General features: G+C 42.8%; 11 protein-coding genes. 4 read left to right on the top strand and 7 right to left on the bottom strand.

The features are described 5' to 3' along the window. Window positions 1–855 precede the first annotated feature (855 nt). The 3 genes from RMZ95_RS16210 (at window position 856) to ptsP (ending at window position 9,240) form a co-directional block, all read left to right on the top strand. A complete protein-coding gene (locus RMZ95_RS16210; RefSeq protein WP_322682652.1) occupies window positions 856–4,980 on the top strand; it encodes a calcium-binding protein in 4,125 nt (1,374 codons plus the stop codon). Between the two features lie 488 nt (window positions 4,981–5,468). Continuing rightward, window positions 5,469–6,665 carry a hypothetical protein gene (locus RMZ95_RS16205; RefSeq protein WP_322682653.1) on the top strand — a complete coding sequence of 399 codons (1,197 nt, stop codon included), beginning with the start codon at window positions 5,469–5,471 and terminating at the stop codon, window positions 6,663–6,665. Between the two features lie 61 nt (window positions 6,666–6,726). Then, window positions 6,727–9,240 carry a phosphoenolpyruvate--protein phosphotransferase gene (gene ptsP, locus RMZ95_RS16200; protein ID WP_322682654.1) on the top strand — a complete coding sequence of 838 codons (2,514 nt, stop codon included), beginning with the start codon at window positions 6,727–6,729 and terminating at the stop codon, window positions 9,238–9,240. 170 nt (window positions 9,241–9,410) lie between these two features. Here the strand turns inward: ptsP and RMZ95_RS16195 are convergent, their stop codons facing one another. Further along, window positions 9,411–9,800, bottom strand: a complete 390-nt coding sequence (locus RMZ95_RS16195; protein ID WP_322682655.1) for a hypothetical protein — start codon at window positions 9,798–9,800, stop codon at window positions 9,411–9,413. Window positions 9,801–10,087: 287 nt separating this feature from the next. Between RMZ95_RS16195 and RMZ95_RS16190 the strand changes: the two genes are divergently transcribed. Continuing rightward, complete coding sequence (locus tag RMZ95_RS16190; protein ID WP_322682656.1) at window positions 10,088–11,317, top strand: DUF4336 domain-containing protein; 1,230 nt, start codon at window positions 10,088–10,090, stop codon at window positions 11,315–11,317. Window positions 11,318–11,890: 573 nt separating this feature from the next. On the opposite strand, the gene RMZ95_RS16185 is transcribed toward RMZ95_RS16190, so the two are convergent. The 6 genes from RMZ95_RS16185 to RMZ95_RS16160 all read right to left on the bottom strand — a co-directional run bounded on the left by RMZ95_RS16185 (window position 11,891) and on the right by RMZ95_RS16160 (window position 18,813). Beyond that, entirely contained in the window at window positions 11,891–12,769 is an 879-nt protein-coding gene (locus tag RMZ95_RS16185) for a manganese catalase family protein (protein WP_322669217.1), read from the bottom strand. A gap of 281 nt (window positions 12,770–13,050) precedes the next feature. Then, window positions 13,051–14,385, bottom strand: a complete 1,335-nt coding sequence (locus RMZ95_RS16180; protein ID WP_322682657.1) for a 50S ribosome-binding GTPase — start codon at window positions 14,383–14,385, stop codon at window positions 13,051–13,053. A 178-nt stretch (window positions 14,386–14,563) separates the two neighbouring features. Then, window positions 14,564–14,875 carry a type II toxin-antitoxin system RelE/ParE family toxin gene (locus RMZ95_RS16175; RefSeq protein WP_322682658.1) on the bottom strand — a complete coding sequence of 104 codons (312 nt, stop codon included), beginning with the start codon at window positions 14,873–14,875 and terminating at the stop codon, window positions 14,564–14,566. Beyond that, window positions 14,875–15,102 carry an addiction module protein gene (locus tag RMZ95_RS16170; RefSeq protein ID WP_322682749.1) on the bottom strand — a complete coding sequence of 76 codons (228 nt, stop codon included), beginning with the start codon at window positions 15,100–15,102 and terminating at the stop codon, window positions 14,875–14,877. Before RMZ95_RS16170 ends, RMZ95_RS16175 begins: the two co-directional genes overlap by 1 nt. 99 nt (window positions 15,103–15,201) lie before the next feature. After that, on the bottom strand, window positions 15,202–17,823 hold the full coding sequence (locus RMZ95_RS16165; protein ID WP_322682659.1) for a PAS domain S-box protein: 2,622 nt from the start codon (window positions 17,821–17,823) through the stop codon (window positions 15,202–15,204). A gap of 291 nt (window positions 17,824–18,114) precedes the next feature. Further along, the gene (locus RMZ95_RS16160; protein WP_322682660.1) at window positions 18,115–18,813 is read right to left on the bottom strand and encodes a rhomboid family intramembrane serine protease; all 699 of its coding nucleotides are present in this window, start codon (window positions 18,811–18,813) and stop codon (window positions 18,115–18,117) included. Window positions 18,814–18,927 lie beyond the last annotated feature (114 nt).

Below are 18,927 nucleotides of genomic sequence, written 5' to 3'. Positions count from 1 at the left end.
AGTCATATTTTTACTTCCTAGCTTTATCGTAAGCGATCATCCGGACATGATATTAGTTTATGTCTGCGTTGATAATTTTTATAACCTATAGCGATTTTTGCACAGATATATATTGGCAGGCGATCGCTCTCATCGTAGTATAAGTTAACCAAGGCGTAGCTAGCAAAAACCGCAGGCGATCGCAGCCTTCAAAAATAAAAATATGTATTTTTTATCACTTCCTAAAATATTTACCTACTAGGTTCTACTTTCTTATTGCCCAGACACAGAAGAGTATGAAGAATATACAAAGCTCAATACTTGTGTATAGATTTTTCAGCAAGTAATGTGAAGAGTATGCAAAGATGAGTATTTAAGTATAAACATCTAAGTATGATATTGACTGTGTAGTTCTTTTGAGGCTTTTGAGATGTTCTCTATTTTCAAGCTAGATGCCCACGGATAACAGCCTACAAGGAAGGCATCAAAATCTTTTTCCCGATTAAAAGTCAACTGTTGATTATTTTATATTCTAGTAAGACTTAGGCGCTGGCAAAAAATAAATATGAAGAAAGAATTTTAGGTATTGAAGCTGAATTTTTTGGTACTTAAAAGAGTAATTTTTACTCAAAAAGGATGATAAAAAACCTGAAATGACTAGTTCTCGCAAATTCACACGCTAATTAATTTGTACAGTGCTTAAGACTTAAATAGTTTGAGGTCAAAGAAGTATACGTAAAAACCTTGAAATTGGGTAAATTTTCCAGAAATTTACTGTTATTGAAGGGTGACGTATAAAGAGTATGTAGATTTCAACACAATCTGCAAATTGACAACTGAAGTTACTGAAAAAAACGATTTAGAAAGGTAAAACTTATGGCAAATATCATTGGAACCAACGGTAATGAGACCCTACAGGGTAGTTATGATGAGGCGGATACGATTAACGCTAAAGCAGGCAACGATACCATATATCCGAACGGTGGCAACGACACCTTGACTGGTGGAGGCGGCAATGATAAATTCGTCTTCTACTACTACTATAACAACAACAATATTGCGATCGTCACCGATTTTGGTGGTGTAGGTAAAGGAACAAACCCGACAGCAGCAGTCATTGCCGAAGTGGATACCCTAGCATTCGAGGGCGATGACACCACTGCCCAAAATTTGTTGTTGACCCAAAAAGGCAACAATTTGGAAATCAGCTTTGCAGGGGATGCTTATTTGAGGTTTATTGATAACTCAGTTATCCTGCAAAACTTTGCCCTGGAAAACCTGGAAAACTTGAGCAAATCTACAGGGGCCACTGTAGACTTGGGCAATATCTTATTTAATACACAAACTAGCACCACAGATAGCTTTGATGTGTTCAATGCCAACTCCACCCAAAGCACTATCTTCAATAAGAACACAGTCACTTTTCTTAATGACCTGAACAATGATGTTAGCGGCTTTGATAACTCAGATGATGTCATCAATGGTCAGGGCGGGGATGACCTCATTGACGGCTTAAGTGGCAACGACACACTCAGAGGTGGGGCGGGAAATGACTCCCTCATTGGTAGTGCGGGGAATGATATTCTCATAGGCGGTACGGGTAATGACTCTTCCACAGGTAATCACTCCCTCGTGGGTGGTGCGGGCAATGACTCCCTCATTGGTGGTACTGGTAACGATCGCTTAGATGTTGAATTTTCAACAGGCGCTAACACCCTCAAGGGTGGCGTTGGTGATGATACCTTGGATGCTGGGGCAACATCTGGGAATAACTTACTTTTTGGGGGCGATGGTAATGATTCTCTTTCCACTTCTAATGCTTATAGCAGCTTCAGCCCTAACATTTATTACCCCTCTTCAGGTAATAACACCCTAGAAGGAGGTGCTGGTGACGATACCTTGAATGCTCAGTCTCCATCAGGGAATAACTTACTTGCTGGAGGCGATGGTAATGATTCTCTCTCCACCTCTGGAATTACAACTTATAGAGGAGACCCTAATTTTAAGGCATCAGGCAATAACACCCTCAACGGTGGTGCTGGTAACGATACCTTGAATGCTGGCATTTCAACAGGGAATAACTTACTGTCTGGGGGTGATGGTAATGATTCTCTTGATATCTCTGGCGATATTATCAACTATAGCGGTCGAGAATTTTATTACCTTTCTTCAGGCAATAACACCCTTAATGGTGGTGCTGGTGACGATACATTGACTGCTAATTATTCAACAGGCAATAACTTGTTCTCTGGGGGCGATGGCAATGATTCCTTCTATCTAAGTACCAAATCCTCAGATACTCCCCTCTCTGATTTAGCAATTCAAACGATAGATGGGGGAGCAGGTGACGATTTTTTATCCGTTGATTACAGTTTCGCTACAGCGGGTATTTCAACGACATTCAATGCCACTACAAACAATGTAGAAATTACGGCAGGCACATATCGGGTTAATTACAAGAATATCGAACGATTGAATATCTTAGGTACAGCTTACGACGACAATATTGTAGGAAGCAGTGCGAACGATACGCTCTCTGGGGGATATGATGGCAAAGATACAATCGATGGGGGAGCAGGTGAGGATCTATTGTCCGTTGATTACAGGTACAGCAATCCTACAGGGGCGATCGCAACAACATTCAATGCCACTACAAACAAGGGAGTAATTACGGCGGGCACAAATCAGGTTAATTACAAGAATATCGAACGATTAAATATCTCAGGTACAGCTTTCGACGACAATATTGTTGGCAATAGTGGCAACGATACGCTTTCAACAGGCAATACTGGCAAAGATACAATCGATGGGGGAGCGGGTGACGATGTATTGTCCGTTGATTACATCTCCAATGTCAATATTACAAAGGGGATCGCAACGACATTCAATGCTGCTACAAACAAGGGAGTAATTACAGCGGGCACAAATCAAGTTAACTACAAGAACATCGAACGATTAAATATCTCAGGTACACAGTTCGATGATTTTATTGTGGGGAACGATGGTAACGATACGCTCTTTGGGAGCTATGGCAAAGATACGATTATTGGCGGTGCAGGTAATGATATCTTGGCAGGTGAGAGTGGGAAGGACACCCTAACTGGTGGCACGGGCAATGATAAATTTGTTTATAGCTTGAGCGATAGCTCCTATGACGGCACTAACATTGATATTATCACCGATTTCGGTGGCATAGGTAAAGGTTCAAATCCCTCAGCAACCGTAATTGCCTCCTTAGACACTTTGCAATTTATAGGTTTTACTGCTGAAAATCTGCAATTAACTCAAAATGGTAACAACTTAGAAATTACCTTTGAAGGTTTTAATAATGACAGGAAAGTTATTCTACAAAACTTTAAGTTAGAAAACCTGGATAATCTACCAGCAACTTCTTCACGACCAGCTATTGGCAATATCCTGTTTAATGGACAAACCAGCATCAGCGACAGTTTTGATGTGTTTGATGCTGATTCCACTCAAACTACTGTGTTCAACAAAAACACTGTTACCTTCCTTAATGACCTCGATAACAACATTACGGGTTTTGACAACTCTAATGATGTCATCAATGGTCAGGGGGGTGACGACATCATCGACGGGTTGAGTGGTAATGACTTGCTCAGAGGTGGTGCGGGAAATAACACCCTTGACGGAGGTATTGGTGACGATACCTTGAGTGCTATCAGTTCAACAGGCGATAACCTGCTCTTGGGGGACGATGGTAATGATTCTCTTGATATCTCTGGCAGGATATTCAGCGACACATTCAGTGGCACATTCGACAAATTCGACTCTCGCTCATTAGGCAATAACACTCTCAACGGAGGTACAGGTAACGACACGTTGAGTGCTAGCGGTTCAAAAGGTGATAACCTGCTCTCTGGGGGCGATGGCAATGATTCTCTTGACATTTCTGGCAGCTACAGGAATAACTACGGCTACATCTCCGACTCTCGCTCATTAGGCAATAACACTCTCAACGGAGGTGCAGGTAACGACATCTTGAGTGCTGGTGGTTTAAAAGGTGATAACCTGCTTTCTGGGGGCGATGGCAATGATTCTCTTACCATTTTTGGCGGCTACAACGAGAATAATCCCACAGACTCTTCGGACTCTCGCTCATTAGGCAATAACACTCTCAACGGAGGTGCTGGTGACGATCGCTTGAGCGCTGGTGGTTCAAAAGGCGATAACCTGCTTTCTGGGGGTGATGGCAATGATGAGCTTGATATCTCTGGTGGCTATGACAGCTACAACTCCAACGACTACTCCGACTCTCGCCCGTCTGGTAATAACACGCTAGAAGGAGGCGCTGGTGACGACAAGTTGAGCTTTAGCAGTTCAACAGGTGATAACCTTCTGTCTGGGGGCGATGGCAATGATTCATTCAATCTAATCATTAACTCCCTAGATCCTGACCTGTCTGATTTAGTGACTCAAACGTTAGATGGGGGTAATGGTGATGATTCGTTGTTCACCCTTTACAACTATACAGCTGGAGGAATCACTTCGACATTCAATGCTACTACTAACACTGGCTCAATTACGGTAGGCTTGTATCGAGTTAACTACAACAATATCGAACAATTACATATCTCAGGTACGAGCTATGATGACAATATTGTTGGCAGCAATGGCAATGATATCCTCCGAGGTGGAGACGGTAATGACAGCCTAATTGGAGGGGATGGGACTGATACCTTTGGTTTCTATAATTACAATGGGGGTGTTGACACTATTTATGACTTCAACGCTACTAATGAACTGATTGAAGTATATGCTAATGGTTTTGGTGGCGGATTATTAATAGGTTCACTCTCGGATGCTCAGTTCACCATCGGAACATCTGCAACGACAAGCAATCAACGATTTATTTATGATAATTCTACAGGTGGACTGTACTTTGACCAGGACGGCAGTGCGGCTGAGTTTACTCAAGTAAAATTTGCCCAACTATCTGCTGGACTGTCATTAGCCGAAAAGAATTTTGTGCTTGTTTAATCGTAATCAGATTCTCTAATCGTTAAGTGACACGGGTTGCGAGGTGCTTACAAAAGCACCTCGCAAACGATAGTGCTCAATGCAATTACTGTTAACAAAGAGTAGATGTTGAGTTTTATTTCTCAACTTTCGACATGAGTCTGGATGGTTTGCAGGTGTTATATCATGTCCGCCAAATTACCCATAATAAAAGAACCCCACCCCCAACCCCTCCCCGCAGGCAGGGAGGGGAGACAAAGCACAGCTTTGGCGGGGTGGGGTTCTTCGGATTTAATAAGCAATCAAGCGGACATGATATTATTGGCTAAATTTGATTATGTCTGCGTTTTTAATTTTAATCGCCGCCGTTCCATATTTGCGGGATGATTTTGTTAGTTTTGTGGGATGGGCCGAAAAGCCCGTCCCTTGTATTTCAGGGCGCAGGCATCAAAACTCATTAGCCTTAAAGTAGTAACAACAACTTATTGTGGAATTGCGATCGCGAGACGATGAATGCTCTAATCAATTTACTGCTTTTTTTGCTGCCGATTCTGAGTAGCTTTTGGATTGCCCAAACTTTCAACCCTTTATCTTCTTATCAGCCTCTCCAAGCTGTAGACGGAGCAGCTTTATATAAAAAACAATTAACGAATGGTAACCAAGTCTATTTACAAGTTATTAATCTTCGTAAAATGCACATAGACCAAATTATCGGAGAAGTAGATAATATGGGTTTAAATGAAGGAAAATATTATCAAGGAGAAGGTGAATATTACAGCCCTTTTTTCCAAAATAAATTGTTTTCTGATGTTGCAGACGAATATAAAAAACTTTATGGAAACAACGTTTTTTCGACGATCAATTGTTCTTTTTTTGAACAATACCAATCTAGTACTCAATTATCCTTTCCGATTAAACTTAATGGTGTAGTCATCACTGGTGGCACTAGCCCTTATGGCCCCATCAAGGAACCAAAAGATAAATATTATCGTAATATTCGCCTCAAAACCTTAGTCTGGGATGATAAGCAGGCATATATTACCGATTACAACCAAGCTAGCGGTGCGCCTCTTAACCAAAAAGCAGTGAAGAATGCGATTGTCACTTACCGATATAGCGATCATCCGGCGAAAGTATTAGCCCAAAACCAAGCGAATAAGTATCAAGTTATCGGTACTCTGAACAAAGATGGTGTTAAAGGTGACGAGCTTTTGTTGATTATGACGGTGAACCAAGCGACTCTGGATGAGGCAGCCGATTTATTACGTAAATTAGGAGTCAAAGGCGATATTATTACCGTTGACGGTGGCAGATCGACTTATTTGTTCAATTCCCAAAAAGGAAATATTATTGTTCCCCAATTGTCTAATCTGCAAGAAAATCCTACTTTCCGACACCTACCTCATTATCTGGGATTCCGTAAGAAAAGCACAAATCAGATTGCGCCAAAAATCTCGATCGCTCAACCAGTTGGTAAAGTACTTCCAAAGAAAGATCAGCCTTTTTTAATATTGTGGCGGGATAATTTTGATGGCGATGTCTCGATTAAGTTGTACGATGGGAACAAACTTATCCAAAACATTTCTTCCCGTACTGCTAGCGATGGAGTTTATGAGTGGAAACCACGTATTTCCGTAACAGAAGGCTATTTTATTCGTATTTCTAGCTGGAAAGACCGGAATATATTCGGGCAGTTGCAATTGTAGCGGAATGGGAAAATGAAATGGATAACTAGCTAAACGCAAACCTCTCAACAAGGTTGACGGTGTGGCCGCGATCGCAATTGTTATCGTTTCTCACAGTAAACAACTAGCTTTGGGTGTGCGGGAACTCGCCGCGCAGATGGTTCAAGGCCAAGTTCCCATTGCTGTTGCAGCAGGTATTGAAGATCCTGAAAATCCATTGGGTACAGATCCGATTCAGGTTTATGAGGCGATCGCTTCTGTTTTTTCTGATGATGGTGTCTTGGTATTAATGGATTTGGGTAGTGCTTTGCTGAGTGCGGAAATGGCAATCGAGTTTTTGCCAGAAGCACAGCAGGAGAAAGTGTATTTGTGTGAAGCACCTCTAGTAGAAGGTGCGATCGCTGCTGTAGTGGCGGCGGCGGCTGGTAGAGATATTCACCAAGTTATGGCGGAAGCACGCGGCGCACTCCTAGCCAAAGCAACTCAATTGGATGTAGTTAGTAGGCCGTTGTCTGTTGTCAGCCCAATCACAACCAATATAGAATCGCCAACGCGGGAAATTCGGCTGATTGTGAGCAATCGCTTAGGATTACACGCCCGTCCCGCCGCCCAGTTTGTGGCAACCGCAGCCCGGTTTCAATCTCAAATTCTGGTACGGAATTTAACAAGAAATACTGAGCTAGTCAGGGGTGACAGTATTAACCAAGTCACAACTTTAGGGGTGCGTCAAGGACACGAACTGCTGATTACTGCCACTGGTTCTGATGCAGATGAGGCACTGGCTGCATTACAGGGATTATTTGCCAATAACTTTGGTGAAGATAATGTTGCCTTGAATTCTCCACCAGCACACCATGAAGTTACACCAACAACTTCCGGCGAACTTTCGGGGATTGCAGCTTCTCCAGGAGTAGCGATCGCACCTGTTGTTCATTATCAACCTACCCACGTTTCTATTACGGAATACCACGTAAACGATCCTGATGCAGAGTGGCAACGATTACAGGCAGCGATCAACACTGCCCGACAAGAAATTCAAGCAGTTTTCTCACAAGCATCTCTGCAAATTGGTGATGCTGAAGCCGCCATCTTTGATGCCCAATTACTATTTTTAGAAGATCCAGTACTGTTGTCAGCGGCTCATCAGCGTATTTTAGACAACCATATAAATGCTGAAGCCGCTTGGCAAGGTGTAGTCGATGAAGTAGCGACTTCCTACCGCGCACTTGAAGATTCTTACCTGCAAGAGCGAGTTGACGATGTTGTAGATGTCGGGCAAAGAGTGCTGCGATTACTGGCTGGGAATGCTGCGGTTAACTTGCATCTTGAGTCACCAGCGATTTTGGTGACGACTGATTTAACTCCCTCAGATACGGCGGGACTAGATCCGACAAAGGTGTTGGGTATTTGTACAACTTCTGGTAGTGCAACTTCCCACAGTGCCATTATCGCCCGGACGTTGGGTATTCCGGCAGTTTTGGGAGTGGATGCCCAGGTGTTGCACCTGGCTGATGGTACACTGATGGCACTTGATGGTGAAAGTGGCAAAGCTTGGGTAGAACCAGAATCAGACATCTTGGATTTACTCGCAGCAAAGCAATCAGCTTGGCAAACTGCCCAACAGGAAGCACGAGCTACGGCACATCAGCCAGCGATTACTCGTGATGGTCGGCAAATTAGCGTCTTCGCCAATATTGGTAGTATAAATGATGTGCAAGTTGCTGTGGCTAGCGGTGCAGAAGGTGTGGGACTACTCCGCACTGAATTTCTGTATTTAGACCGAACCAGCGCCCCGACTGAAGAAGAACAATTATTAGTGTATCAAGCGATCGCCCAAGTTTTAGATAATCGGCCGCTAATTATTCGTACTTTAGATGTCGGTGGTGATAAGCCACTTCCCTATATTAAAGTAGGGTTGCCAGAAGCTAACCCTTTTTTAGGTTGGCGGGGAATTCGTTTCTGTTTAGATCGTCCAGAACTCTTCAAAACTCAGTTACGGGCAATTTTGAGAGCTAGTGTCGGACACCAAATTAAAATCATGTTGCCGATGATTGCTACTGTAACTGAAGTACGTGCAGCTAAGGTAATTTTGGGCGAAGTGCAGGCTGAACTAAATCAAGCTGGTATCGCATTTGATGCAGCGATGAAAGTAGGAATTATGGTGGAGGTTCCATCAGCAGTAGCGATCGCCGATCGGTTAGCTGCTGAAGTAGACTTCTTTAGTATCGGGACTAACGATCTGAGTCAGTACGTCATGGCTAGCGATCGCACTAATCCCAGGGTGGCAAATTTGGTTGATGCACTACATCCAGCCGTGTTGCGAATGGTGCAACAAACTGTCCAAGCTGCCCATACGGCGGGAATTTCGGTAGGATTATGTGGAGAATTGGCAGCAGATACTTTAGCAACACCAATTTTATTAGGTTTAGGGCTGGATGAATTGAGCGTAAATCCTCAAAGTATACCTGGAGTGAAGCAGGCGATCGCTCGGTTGAGTATAGTTGAGAGTGAAGCGATAGCGGCATCAGCATTACAACAAGATTCCGCAAAGCATGTTAGAGAACTAATCTCAACTTCAATTACTCCCCCTGCATAATTAATTCGTAATTCGTAATTCTTAATTCGTAATTGAATTACCTAGAGTCTAAATACCCTACTAATTCAAGACCACCAATAAATACAATTACGCATGAGTATTTCGCCAATAATGATGTTAGCGAGTCCGCGAACGTCATTACGAATTACGAATTACGAATTACGAATTAGTTAAAATCTTATTCCCAGTTGCCCGTTAAAGCCACGAATAGTATTGTAACCAGCACCAACAAAAACGTTATTAGTAGCACCTACCTGAACGCCACCTGAAACGGCAACACCTTTATCCTCTGAATAAAGTCCAATTCCTACATAAGGTGAAATTACAGGCAAATTGATAAATTTTAAAACATCTACTCCCGTAGCACCATCAGCGCCAGTTCCGACTTCAACCCCAAAATTCAAAGCCCTAGCTCCGACAGCATAAGTTATATCACCGTCTTTTCCACCGACTGAAACCCAAGGTTGCGGTATCAGTTGAGCCGAAGCTTGACTTGGGGCAAGCAAAGTTAACAAACCTATAGATGTAATTAATGTTTTAGCAATAATCGCTATTTTCACGATGTTCTCCGATTAATTGTTTTTAGGACTGATACCAATCCTTTATGAGGACGCATAAAAAGAATCCCAGTGCCGTAACATCTCCTTTTGGTAATACCATTTGCAAAAAAACCTACAGATGCAAAGCTGGAAATCCAGATTAAATATAACCCCTCTTAATTACGAATTACTAATTACGTAGGTTACTTCTTACCTTTGGCGAGTATTGCGAATTACAAATTGGTATTATTATCTCAACAATTTGCTAAAAACAATTTGAGTATTGGGAATTTGGAGGGGGTTGCAGAGTGGCTGATGAACGCATAGTCAATACACAACAGATTTATCCAAAGGATTTTTCCTGGGGATTATGGCCTGTTGTGCCACTCTACCCCTACGGTAGGCGGCAGACAATTCGTCAAGAAGTACTTAAGGACACAATCTGGAATTTTGACCAGATTCAAGGCATTTTCTACGTTGTTGTCCCGATTCGGATGACTGTTGTGAAGTTGGAAACCGGGGGACTTCTGGTCTACGCGCCAGTTGCACCAACGCTAGAGTGCATCAGACTTGTGAATGAGTTGGTGGTGAAATATGGCGACATTAAGTACATCATTCTGCCAACTATCTCTGGTATAGAACACAAAGTTTTTGTTGGCCCCTTCGCCAGATACTTTCCGACTTCACAGGTATTTGTGGCTCCCCATCAGTGGAGTTTCCCGCTAAATCTTCCCCTTAGCTGGCTTGGCTTACCCCCAAAACGAACTCAAGTACTTCCAGAAGATAGTAGCAAAACCCCCTTTGCTGACGAGTTTGATTATGCAATGCTGGGCCCCATCGGTCTTGGCCCTGGTAGGTTTGCGGAAGTTGCTTTTTTCCACAAGCGATCGCATACTCTTTTAGTCACGGATTCTGTGCTTTCGATTCCAGAAGATCCACCTGCGATCGTTCTATTAGATTCATATCCTTTATTATTTCATGCCAAGGATTATGCTTCCGATATTGTTGCAGATAGCCAGGTAAATCGCCGTAAAGGTTGGCAGCGCATCTGTTTGTTTGCTTTGTATTTTCAACCAAGCACATTAGATATACGCCGATGGGGTCAGGTGTTACAAGACTCCTTGAAAGCCCCAGAACGCTCAAGGAAAGCTTATTTTGGATTGTATCCCTTTAAATGGCAGTCAGATTGGCAGCGATCGTTTGATGCCCTGCGAGGTAATGGGCGTTTATTTGTCGCACCAATTTTACAAACGTTGATTCTCAATCGCGCACCACAAGAAACCATTGACTGGGCTAATAAAGTTATAAGTTGGGACTTCGAGTGGATAATTCCCTGCCACTTTGATTCACCAATTAAAGCTAAACCGCATCAGTTTCGCCAAGCTTTCTCTTTTTTAGAAAAGCAGCCTACTGTCAGTGGAGGTTTGATCGGCAGTAGCAGCTATCCTTTACCAGAAGAAGATTTTAAAACACTTAGGGAAATCGATGCAGGTTTAAATAAGTTTGGCATTGTGCCAGCAGCCAAGGAGAAAGTGTAGGAGAGACGATATAGCGCAATACAGTTCAGAATCAGCAACAAAACCCCGATCTAGAGACGCGATTTATCGCGTCTTGAAAGACCAATTATCCTTAACTGAACGTGAGTTCGATGAACCTCTCCTTCCCAACCTCCCTCTCCCACGGGGCTACGGTGTACACACAAGTCGAATTACCCCCCTTAATCCCCCCGATGTATTGGGGGGAGACGGGAAATCTAGTTCCCTCCCCAATACATACGGGGAGGGTTAGGGTGGGGTAAAACCTTGGGTTAATCAGCTATTTCAGACTTGTGTGTACACCATAGCTCCCACGGGGAAAGAGCAACGAGAAATTAGGGTTTTGGCTCCCCTCTGGGTGTCCAAGAGGGGTTGGGGGAGAGGTCAAAAAAGGGCTTGTCGAACTCACGTTAACTGAATCATATTGCAATACAGCGTTCTCCTTTGGATGCAGGTAACACAGCTAGCTGTGCTACCAAAGCTATATATCTGTATCAGGTGTTTTGTAGAATGGTATTGCTGGAAATATGATTAGCCACCGATATTTGTTATACGGTCAATCAAAGGGGGTGCGCTTTAAAGGTCGCCTTGTGCCAGTGGCATTTTCGAGGTACCATGCAGTCGTGGATCGGGCACAGGAGGTTGCGGTTCTGGGCCTAGTGGTTGGGGATTTTCCACATACTCGAATTCGCCTTTGCCATCCATTGAGGGGCCTTTTGCCCAACGACCTTCGGCGCTTTCTGTGCCTTCTGAGTGATTCCAGAACTGATAAGAAAACTCGCGTTTCTCCAATTCCAACGGGAAGGAACTGGGAACCGGAGTGGTTTCTAATCCAGAACTTTCTAAATCTTCAATGGTTGCTAGCCACAAGTTTTGATGCATCGTATCACGAGCGATCATAAAGCTCAAGGTATCTTTCACTCCTGGATCGTCCGTCATTTCATACAGTCGCACTGCTTGCAAACGTCCCTGACTTTCAGCGTGGAGATTAGACCGGAAATCTGCCAACAAGTTGCCACTGGAGACAATAAAACGACCATTCCAAGGATAGCCGACGCTATCAGATGGTGTTGCACCTAAACCAGAGACAATGGCGTGTTGAGGGTTCATCGCCGCCGCCATAATTACATCCCGTGGGTTACTACCGCCCATGACAGCACCCACAACCGCATCTTTGACACTTTCTTCTTGCATTTTGAGCGGCGCTTTATCTAGAAGATGGGCAATCATCGTTGCCAGCATCTCAATGTGACCGATTTCCTCAGTCCCAACATCTAGCAGCATATCCCGGTACTTGGCAGGGCCTCGACAGTTCCAGCCCTGAAACAGATACTGCATCATCACGGTCATTTCACCAAAAGTACCGCCGATGAGTTCTTGAATTTTCATTGCATAAACCGCATCTGGTTTTTCTGGCGGCTTAAAATACTGGAGTTTCTTATTGTGATAAAACATTTGAATTCCTCTGTTAATTGCAGATGCTGACACAAAATCAAACAGTTGCCAAACTTTTATCCGATTTTGTGTAGCCTCTCCTTATCTAGGAAACTAATCAAATGCTTTATCTTCATCAGCCTCTAGTCAGATATAAAAAATACTTTTAAATAAGTATTTCGACTAGGGCTTTTTTCTTTATAGTTCTGTCTAGGAATGGATTTCAGAAAGCTTTACTTTGTTTGGAGAAAGAATTCAAAAAAATTCAAAATCAAATCACCTGAACTGGATTGTAACTACTCCTAAAGTTTAATCCCCTTAAACCGTTCTTGCGCCGCTTTAAATGCTTCTTGCATCACTAACTGAATTTTTTGAGGATCGGGTTTTTTACCTCCCATTAGATCGCCAAAGTAAACACAGGCTGCTTCGCCTAGTGCCCAGGTATAGGCGGCTGCCCAAGAAGCTGCGATCGCACTCCCAAAACCTGGTATAAATTTAATTAACTCTCTGGCAATTGCCTGTGCGAAAAAACCACCTGCGATCGCACTCACAACGCCTCCCGCCTGAGATGGAGTAACTGTCTGCCCATATAATTTACCCAACAGTCCCACCATTGATACTTGCAAAGCAGTCAGTACGGGCATTGTGGCAAATGGTAGAGGTACGGCAGCCAGAGTTGCAGACATAATCGCAAATGGCAAAATATAACGGCGGGCAGTATCTCGGTAAAGGTTGCCAATTTGCTTCCCAACTTCTTCTCGATCTAATAGCTGATAAATCGCTTGGGCTTCTGCTTGTGGGAGTAGTTCTGCTAAAGAATCTCGCAGTGCTTCTAAGCCATAAAATACTTGAGTGTAGCCATCTTCTTCTAAGGTAAAGTCAATTAGTACAGAGCGATCGCTTATTCCTGCGAAGGCTTGTTGGATTGCGGCAAATGCGCGGTTGACTTCTTGATAATCTGGCGGATAGGTGGGATGATCGACGGTATCGCCAGGATAAACTTCGTGCAAGCAGGTAACTACCAGCAGACAGGGAATGTCTGGATACTTCTGGCGCAGTTGTTGAGCAATTTGTCGTAGGGTATCAGTTGCAAAATCATTAATTTTAACCGTCAAAAGTAGGATTCTGGCGGAACGAGTTTCCTGTTGTAAATCGCCAACTAACTCCTGAATAATTTTTTGAGTATCTTGTTTGACATCACCCAGCCCCACTGTATCAGTAAAAATCAGTAGTGACAGATCATTAGAAGGATAGGCATAACGTTGGGTGTGTTGCGTGTGTGGGCGAAATCCTTGACCGATAATTTCAGCAGAAACTCCCGTCAATCCCCGCACAATAGAACTTTTCCCAGCTTGAGGTTTACCAATTAAGAGGGCTTCTGTGGTTGGCAGTTCGGCTCGGATTTTCTCTAAAATCTCTGCAACCTGAGTATCGCTGACACTAAACCATTCAACAACTGTCTGTGCCAGTTGTTCTACGGGTAGGTGTTGTGTTAGACGTGTTGTTGCTTTGTTCCATACGCCAGCAATCTGATTTGTCCAGGAATTATCGACCGGCTTGGTAATCGTTTTGTCGGTCGGTTCGCTCAATTGCTGAGAATCAGTTGATGGTAAATCAGCATCACGTTGCTCAGTCATTTTCATCCAAATCTAGAACACCCTTTTTGTCATCTTATAGCGATTCTCAAAGCGATAACTAGTACCTTTAGTAGTGTTCCTGAGCGATCGCTTTTACCAATACATCTGGATCTACTGGAAATATACATTTGAAATTTTGCTGCTGATTCCATTTTTATAAATTTATTTCAAGTTTATTTTATCCATCTGATGGTTTCTCTTGAACACGCTCTTTCCAGTATCCCGGTTCGCGGCTACAGTGCATTACCGCCAAAATTAAAACGCGATCTTCCTCAATAGTGTATAAAATTCCATAGGGAAATTTGCGCGTTAGACATCGACGAATGTCTTCGTCAACAATAGCCCAGCGACTCGGTGACTGGATAATTTGGAAAATTGCATCCTCAACCGCGTTAATAAATGCTTGTGCTAATTCAACCCGGCGCTCTGCGTAAAACTTGACTGCTTCACCGTATTCAGTTAATGCTGCTGGATGAAAGACGTATTTCATTACTCCAAAAGTTGTCTTACTCTAGCTAACGCTTCCTCTCCAGGAATGGGTGAAACTGCACCGCTACCAACTTCATCTCTACGCTTCTTGGCTTCATCTGTCCACAGTGTTTGAAGTGTTTCTTCTACATCAAATTCAAGACTTTCAACCAGCTTTTCTGCCAACAATGCTCTCGCTGCACTGGGCAAAGTTAAGGCTTCTTTCATAATCTGCTCAACAGATGCCATAATTTCTAAAAGCATAAAGGCTATTCAGAGTCTAGCAGGAAAGCAGTAGACATCGTACAACACTAAAGTGATAGACAGCCGACGGACGCCAATCTAGTATCAACTTGGTTCAATCAAATCAGCGATCGCTTGTACCAATACATCTGGATCTACTGGTTTAGAAATATGCATTTGAAAACCTGCGGCTAATGCTTGCTGTTGATTCATTTCGCCTGCATAAGCTGTCAGAGCGATCGCGGGTACGTTTCCTCCTTGTTCAGGGGATCGCGATCGCACTTCACGCATCAGCATATAACCGTCTGTTTTTGGCATTCCAATATCGCTAATTAAAACATCTGGTATCGAGTCAGATAGCGCTTGTAGTGCTTCCTGTGCTGATGATACGGCGGTTACTTGCACGCCGTAGTCTTGCAAAATAAAGGTAACTAAATCGCGGATATCTGGTTCATCGTCCACTACCAAAACTTGAGTGTCTGCAAGCAGCGAGGATTCCGGCTCTGAATATGAGGACTGATTCTCTTCACCCCGAAATTGTTCGCTTCTCACCAAAAGCGGTAACTCGACAGTGAAGGTTGCACCCAATCCTTCTCCCAGACTTTCGGCTTGAACATTTCCCCCATGCATTTCTACAACCTTACGCACGATCGCTAATCCTAAACCTAGTCCACCAAATGTGCGTGTACTTGTGCCATCAGCTTGGCGAAAGTAATCGAACACATAAGGCAAAAAGTCTAGGCTAATTCCCTTACCTGTATCGCTGACTTGAATTTGAGCCTGATTACCAGCTTCCATGAGTCGAATTTCTACCCGTCCTCCTGTTGGTGTAAATTTTACTGCATTAGAAAGCAAGTTCCACACAACTTGTTGCAGCCGATTTGGGTCGCCCATCACTTGTCCCAAATTGGTATCAAATAAGGTCTGAATTTGAATTGACTTGGCTTGTGCTGCTAGTTTTACTGTTTCTAGCACTGCTTCAACTACCATTACCAAGCTGACAGGACAGATATTCAAGTTTAATTTTCCTTGCAGGATGCGCGACACATCCAACAAATCTTCAATTAGCTGGGTTTGTAACTTCGCGTTGCGTTCAATGGTTTCTAAGGCGTGGTTAGTAGTTTTTTCATCAAACTTGCGAGTCCGCAGCATTTTCGACCATCCCAGGATGGGATTGAGTGGGGTTCGCAGTTCATGGGAGAGAACCGCCAGAAACTCATCTTTAATTTGGTTGGCGATTTCTGCTTGTTGTCGTGCTGTCCTTTCGCAATCGAGTAGGCGATCGCATTCTTGTTCAGCCAATTTGCGCTCGGTGATGTCCAGTATAAAAGCAACACCATGTTCTTGGGAATCATTCAGCAAAGCTATCCCCAAAACAATTGGTACTCGCTTGCCGTTACGCTGGATGTACTCTTTCTCATAAATTTTGGAAACTCCGGTGGTTTGCACCTCCAAAAGGGCGCGATCGTCTGAATCCTGATACTCAACAGGAGTCAGTTCTCTCCAATTAATTCCACCTAAAGTAGCAAACTCATCACGAGTGTAGCCAGCTAGTTGAAGAAAGGCATCATTGGCATCAATCACAAAGCCATGCACATTCCAAAAAGCGACCCCAATCAAGTTAGATTCAAACAAACGCCGAAAACGTGCTTCACTTTCACGTAAAATTTTTTCTGCCCGTTTGTGTTCGGTAATATCACGAGAAACAGTAATTACGCCTTCAATAGTTTGGTCAACATTCCGTAATGGTGTGAGAATATATTCATAATAATGTACGCCATCACGAGTAATATATTTACACTCATCTTTAATCGGTTGCCCAGTTTTCATTACAGCAAGTCGTTGATTATCTACCTGGGTTATTAGGTCTGCGGGTAAATCCATTTCTGGCAAACTTTTACCGATAATATCTTCGGGATTTAAACCTAGTATAGTTGCTCCATCGCGGCTGACATATTGATAACGACCTTGGCAATTAAAGATGTAAATATGATCTACTGAAGCAGTGAGGATGGCATTTAAAATATTTGCCTGTTCTTGGACTTGTGTTGTGAGTTCGCGAGTACTTTCTTTTGCCTGCTGACACACAGTAGTTTCCATACAAACGCCGATCATTCGCACCGCTTGGCCTTGAGCGTTATAGATAAATTTTCCGTTAGCATAAATCCAATGTGTACTTTGGTCTGAGCGAACTATACGAAATTCATCATTGTAGTCAGTCTTTTGTGTCAAAGCGTGGGCGATCGCTTGCATTACAGATTGGCTATCTTCAGGATGAACGCATTTTTTAAACGTTTCATAAGGACTATCATAACTACTTGGAAGTAGACCAAAAAGCAGTTCATAATTTTCAGACCAGATGACTTGATTGGTAACAATATTCCAATCCCACAATCCCATCTGCGATACCTCTAGAGTTAGCCTCAGCCGTTCTTCACTTTCCCTGAGAAATACTTCTAGCTGCTGTCGCGCCGCAACTTCTTGTTGGAGTTGTTCTAAAATTACTGCTACCTCTGTAGGCATGAGATGCCCAGATGTTTCCTTAACTTTAATATAAGGATTTTCTGCTTCTACTGGCAGCTTTCTTTTTAGTTCTGTTAATTGTTCTTCAAGCGCTGCTTGCCTTTGTTGATAAAATATCTCTGATTGCTCTAACTCAGCTACCCGCTGCCGCAAAACTGCTAATTCTTCAGTAAGTTGAAAGTTAATTTTCTCAACATTTTGCATATTCTACACCGTTAATATTTAACAATATCCACTTGAAGAGTAAATATTCCCTAGTACCGCAAGGCGGAATTAAAAATTAAAAATTTAAAAATAAAATTTAATACAGCGTCAGCGTTTGATTAATTATGCTTTATTAAGCAAAAACAATTTATATATTTCAGCCAAAAGGTATATATGAGTTTCAAGAACTGTAGGGTAAACACTGCCAAAAATATCAAAATTGAGCTTTATGACATCAGTCAGTTAATAGTGTCCACCTTAGAAATAATAGCTAGATAGCTAAATTAAAATTTATTTCTTTATTCGGATGAAAGCTGCACCAATTAATAATGCCACAACCTGCCCTAAGACGACAACACCCGATTGATTTACGCCAACAGGAGGAATATTTAAACTGCCTATACCATAAAAAAATTGTTGTACAAACCACCAAAATATATAAAAAAAGGCTGGTAGTTGGATCGGGATATACAAGATTATTAGCGGCAAAACAGTGTCAATTGTAGCTTTAGGAAACTTCATAACGTATACTCCTAAAATAGCTGCGATCGCACCATTTGCCCCAATCAAGGGAACTGGCAAACTCGGTTCAAGCAGAATTTGTATTACACCTGTCATTAGACCAGCAGCCAGATAAAATCCTAAATAGCGTCTGTGTCCTAAAAGATTTTCTACAGTTTTCCCAAAAACCCACAAAAATAGTAAATTTCCTAATATTTGACTAAAACTGCCGTGCAGAAACATTCCAAAAAATAGGGTAAATACCCGCCAAATTACAACTATCCAAGCAGCTGAGTTGAAAAAGAGAGCATTGGTAACTGCTCCACTAATCTGCGCTGGAATCATACCCCAAGTATTGACAAAATAGCCTAATTGACCGCTAAACTCTAGTTTAAGTTCCCATAAAAATACAGCCAGGTTAATGCCAATCAACCAGTAATTAATAATTGGTTTATTTCGACAACGAATGTTATCACTAATAGGAATCATATAAATTTGTCATTTGTCATTTGTCATTGGTCATTTGTCGTCATTAGTTATTCTCCCCCTGCCTCCCCTGCCTCCTCTGCCTCCTCTGCCTCCTCTGCCTCCATCACTCCTTCT

Source organism: Nostoc sp. DedQUE07, from assembly GCF_034530975.2.
Classification (GTDB): Bacteria; Cyanobacteriota; Cyanobacteriia; order Cyanobacteriales; family Nostocaceae; genus Nostoc.
Note: the sequence above shows the minus strand (reverse complement) of the source record. Positions and strands in the feature narration are given on the sequence as shown.

Coding starts and splice junctions, on each gene's coding strand:
- RMZ95_RS16210 (WP_322682652.1), top strand. CDS start 856: ATGGCAAATATCATTGGAACCAACGGTAATGAGACCCTACAGGGTAGT.
- RMZ95_RS16205 (WP_322682653.1), top strand. CDS start 5,469: ATGAATGCTCTAATCAATTTACTGCTTTTTTTGCTGCCGATTCTGAGT.
- RMZ95_RS16185 (WP_322669217.1), bottom strand. CDS start 12,769: ATGTTTTATCACAATAAGAAACTCCAGTATTTTAAGCCGCCAGAAAAA.
- RMZ95_RS16180 (WP_322682657.1), bottom strand. CDS start 14,385: ATGACTGAGCAACGTGATGCTGATTTACCATCAACTGATTCTCAGCAA.
- RMZ95_RS16175 (WP_322682658.1), bottom strand. CDS start 14,875: ATGAAATACGTCTTTCATCCAGCAGCATTAACTGAATACGGTGAAGCA.
- RMZ95_RS16170 (WP_322682749.1), bottom strand. CDS start 15,102: ATGGCATCTGTTGAGCAGATTATGAAAGAAGCCTTAACTTTGCCCAGT.
- RMZ95_RS16165 (WP_322682659.1), bottom strand. CDS start 17,823: ATGCAAAATGTTGAGAAAATTAACTTTCAACTTACTGAAGAATTAGCA.
- RMZ95_RS16160 (WP_322682660.1), bottom strand. CDS start 18,813: ATGATTCCTATTAGTGATAACATTCGTTGTCGAAATAAACCAATTATT.